This window comes from Methylorubrum podarium, from assembly GCF_022179745.1.
In the GTDB taxonomy this organism is placed as follows: Bacteria; Pseudomonadota; Alphaproteobacteria; order Rhizobiales; family Beijerinckiaceae; genus Methylobacterium; species Methylobacterium podarium.
In genome coordinates this window covers 1-4335 of record NZ_BPRD01000118.1, presented here as the reverse complement: position 1 = coordinate 4335, position 4335 = coordinate 1, and the positions used below count along the sequence as shown (strand labels likewise).

General features: G+C 71.9%; 4 protein-coding genes. 2 read left to right on the top strand and 2 right to left on the bottom strand.

Translation table 11 applies throughout. The features are described 5' to 3' along the window. Positions 1–202: 202 nt before the first annotated feature. Positions 203–439, bottom strand: coding sequence for a DUF6894 family protein (locus MFF42_RS06260; protein WP_009862913.1), 237 nt, complete (start codon positions 437–439; stop codon positions 203–205). Positions 440–806: 367 nt separating this feature from the next. Then, positions 807–1280 carry a hypothetical protein gene (locus MFF42_RS06255; protein WP_012752991.1) on the bottom strand — a complete coding sequence of 158 codons (474 nt, stop codon included), beginning with the start codon at positions 1278–1280 and terminating at the stop codon, positions 807–809. 1071 nt (positions 1281–2351) lie between these two features. Between MFF42_RS06255 and MFF42_RS06250 the strand changes: the two genes are divergently transcribed. Beyond that, entirely contained in the window at positions 2352–3068 is a 717-nt protein-coding gene (locus MFF42_RS06250; RefSeq protein WP_158022374.1) for a YkgJ family cysteine cluster protein, read from the top strand. Between the two features lie 255 nt (positions 3069–3323). Further along, on the top strand, positions 3324–4335 hold a 1012-nt coding region (locus tag MFF42_RS06245), incomplete at its 3' end, for a calcium:cation antiporter family protein (RefSeq protein WP_238254972.1).

Genomic DNA, 4335 nt, shown 5'->3' with positions numbered 1-4335 from the left:
GAGCGCGCCGCGCTCGCGCCCGGAGCTGCGCCAACCCCGGCCCGGGGGCGCGCGGCAGGCCCCGCGCGGCAGCGGGCGCGGTGCCGCCTTGACCTCCCGGCACGTGAGCGCGAACCGAGCCGCCGTCGCGCATCCGTTTCCCGCGGCCGGAGCGAGACGGGGCAAGGGCTGACGGCACGGTCCCTCGGCGGCTCGCATCGGCCTAGGTGACCCACTCCACGACGAGCGACAGCGTTGCGATCAGCAGGACGCCCCCGGCCTCGTCGCGCACCCGCGCGATCAGCGTGGTCCGGTCCTCGCCGGGCGGCAGGTCCCTGGCGAGCTCGGAAAGGGTGGCGCTGACCTCCTCCCGCACGGCCTCTCGGTCGGCGAGGTCGAGGCCGTCCCGGTCGAAGACCTTTCCGTTGGCGTCGCTGAAATCAAAGAAGTACCGCGGCATCGGCTGGATCCTCGCTCTCCGACAATGACGCCGCCTCGCGGACGAGGCGGTAACGGGCCGGCGCGGGCGTCCGGGCTCCCAATCCGGAGGCACGGCGGTTGGCATCGCCCCACAGAGCTTGCCGACGGCGCCCCTGCCCGCGGCGGCCGATGACCGGTCCCGCCGCCGTCGACATCAGGGAGGTCCCGGACGGGGGCGGGCCTGCCGCGGAGCGGGGCTGGCGGGCATGGGAGGGACGGCGCGCCCGAGTTGCACCGGCGACGCGGAGGCGTCGACCAGGGCACGGCCGGCCGTCGGCCGGGATCAGCTCAGGATGACCGGCTCGGCGACGCGGTTTCGGGGCGGCCGCGTCCGGGCGCCGCCCGCGTCAGGCGGTGCGTCTCGGCGGCCGCTCGATGCGCAGGAGGTGCGGGTCGGCGACGGCATCCTCCTGCAGCGCCCGGAGCCGCTCGGCCGGCCGAAGCCCCGATATGGCACCGGAGGCCGGCGGCGCGGGCACGGCGGCCTGGCATGCCAAGGGCGAACAGGTCGCCGGGCAGGAGGCGGCGCGCTTCTGCTGGGGCTGGTGCCGGTGGGAAGGCTTCGGCGCCACGTCGTCCGGAATGTCACCGGCCGCCTCGGCGGCCGCGGAGATCGCCTCGGCCCCCGCGCCGACGACGTCGCCATCGTCGGGCGCCGGCACGATGCCAACGCTCCATCCACCGTCGTGAGGATAGGCCGGGGGCTCCGCCACCGTCAGGTCAGCGAGGGAGGCGTGTCTCGGCGTCGTGCATTGCGCCGCCGGCGCGACGGCAATGGCCAACGCGAAAACGGACAGCACCAGGAAACGCGCGATCGCCACAGGTTCGCTGACCTCCCCCCGCCTCCCGCGGAGCATCGCACGAGCACGCAGCCCCGGCAATCCGGGACGAGCGTGCACCTCCCCCGGCCCGGAGGCGACGAACGATGGCCCGCGCTGGGTCCCGGTTGCGGTCGGCCGCATGACGCCTCGGCCGGGCCAACTGCGCCTCCCCGCGGCGCTGGCAAGACCGCCGACGGTCGGCGAAGGGACCCGCGATATGGCCTTGACCCTGTAGTGGCTACAGGGTGCATGAAGGCGGCCCTCCGGCCTGGCCCCCGGTGCCGGGCAGAGGGAGCGCCTCATGATCGCAGCGGCTCTTGCGGACCCGACGCCCGCGTCTCCCGCGGCCGCGAAGTCCCTTCGCTGCAGGACGAGGGGCATGGACAGGCCGCCCGGGACCGTTCCGGCCTGGGCCGCACCGTCCGGTCAGCCGGCGACGGCCGGGCGGATGCCCGAAACCACTTCGCGTGACCGGCGGCCCGATCCCTGAGAGCCATGCGCAAAACCGGACGCATCTCCGTGCCGACCGCGATCCGCCCGCTCCGCCTGGGCGCGTGCATGATCGCGCTTGCGCTGATCCTGGGGCTGGTCGGTCTCGCGACCGCGGCCACGGGCGGACCGGCCGAGAGGCAGGCTACCATCGCTCTCGCGGACCTGCCCGGCGTGCTGCGCGACGGAAGCCGCGAGCCTCCGGGCTGTTCCCAGGACTCCTTGCCTGGACCGGGCCTGTGCGGTGGCACCTGCGACTGCGGCTCGGGTCTCAGCCCGGCGCTCGAATGTCCCGGACGGCATCTGCTTGCCCGCCATCTTGGCGTTCCGCCGGATGCGGCGGCTTTGCCTTCGGCTGACCTGGATAAGCCGAGTAAACCACCACGACCTCGATACGTCGGTCTCTGCGGCATGCAGACGACAACCCGAACCGCTCAGCCAAATCATGGGTACGTATCGAGGTTCGCAATGGAGCGACGAGCGTTTGGCCGCCAATCAAGCCGGCGGCGAGCATCCGAACAGGTTCCATCCCGGCAGGGACACCCCATCCAAGTCCCGCTTCCGATGGGGATGCCGACGAATTTGGATCCACTGATCTATGGAGCTGCGACGAATATCGCTCGCGACGTCAGGGACGGCGGCCTGACGAGGTGCCGGTCCGCGGAAGGCAGCACCGCGGCGAAGATCGAAGCCCTTCTGAACTATCTGGAAGGCGTCGTCTTCAGGCATGGCGACGCTGCGGTCGACGGCCTGGTCGCGGACGCTCCGGGCGGACGCTTGCCGGTCGCCTGCAGGACGGGATGCGCCTGGTGCTGCCACCAGGATGTCGACGTGTCCATCCCGGAAGCGATCCTGATCGCGCGCAGGAGAGACGCGGCGCACGGCCCCGAAGGCCGGCCGTCGGGCGCACCCGCGCATCGACCGGCTCCCCTCCGCGTCGTCGGCCGGTCGCGCGCGGGCCTGCCGTGCCCGCTGTTGAGCGAGGAGAAAACCTGCTCGGTCTACGCGGTGCGACCGTTCGCATGTCGTACGTTGCTGTCCTCCGATGCCGTGCTGTGCGAAGACGCCTTGAAATCGGCGGTTTCCGGAAAAGCCGACGTCTACATGAAGTCCTATGGCGTCCTCCAACTTGTCGGATGCGCCCATCGGGCGGGCATCAACGCGATCACGAGAGAACTCGGTCTTCAACACGACGACGTGAGCCTCGTGTCGGCCCTGTCCCAGATCAGCGACGACAAGGACACCGTTGAGCGCTGGATGGCGGGCGCGAGGGTGTTCACGCCGAGAGCCGGTCCTTGACGGCAGCTCTGCCTCCCGAGCCCCGGCTTCCGGGCGTGGACGGCTTGGTGCCGCTGACTCGCCGGCCGAACGGCGCACGCATGACGGACAAGGGCCGAGATCTCCGCGCCGCGGCGGTCGGCCGTGCGGAACGGAGGTGTCCCGCGCCGGGCCGCCCGTTTTTGGGCGGAAATCCGGGACTCTCCGGGACGGCAACTCGGGTGACGGTCGGCGCCGCAAGGCCGAAGGGGAGGATGGTGTGACGGGGGATGAGGGATGAGACGGTTCCTGATGCTGGTCGCACTCGCGGTGCTGGCAGCCCTGCCGGGTGTGGGGATCCGCCTGACCGGCCTGCAGGTCGGTCCCATCGGCGAGATGGTGGCGTTCGGCGCCGCGATCCTGTCGGCCGGGTTCCTGCTCTCGTGGGGCGCGGAGGCGGCCGAACGCCACGTCTCCTTGGGCCTGATCGTCGCCGTCGTGGCCCTGGTGACCGTGCTGCCCGAATACGCGGTCGATCTCTACTACGCCTACCAGGCCGGCAAGGCGGGCCCGGACTCCCAGTACGTCCACTACGCCGCGGCCAACATGACCGGCGCCAACCGCCTCCTGGTCGGGCTGGCGTGGCCGTTGCTGGTCGCGCTGCACTGGCTGAAGGGGGGCGGGCGCGCCATCGCGCTGACGCGGAGCAACGCGGTCGAGATCGTCGTCCTGCTCGTCGCCAGCCTCTACGCCTTCCTGATCGTGCTGAAGGACACGATCACGCTGCTCGACTTCGCCGTGCTCGTCGCGATCTTCGCGGCCTATGTCTGGCGCGTGCGCGGCGGGTCCGAGGCCGAGGAGGACGAGGGCGAGGAGCCCGGCCCGGCCGCCGCCCTCAACGCGCTGACGCCCGCCGCCCAGTGGGCGTCCATGGCTGCGCTGACGGTGGTCGCCTGCGGGATCATCCTGGTCTCGGCCGAGCCCTTCGCGGAGGCGATGGTCGGCTCGGGCCGGCTGCTGGGCCTCAACGAGTTCCTGCTGATCCAGTGGCTGGCGCCGCTGGCGAGCGAGGCCCCGGCCGTCACCGTCGCGATCCTGTTCGTGGTCGCGGGGCGCGCCGCCAGCGGCCTCGCCGCCTTGGTGAGCGACAAGATCAACCAGTGGACGCTGCTCGTCGGCATGCTGCCCCTGGCGATGAGCGTCGGCGCGGGTTCGTTGACGGCCTTGCCGCTCGACGCGCGCCAGGCCGAGGAGTTCTTCCTGACCGCGGCGCAGTCGCTGTTCGCCCTGGCGCTGCTCCTGCGCCTGC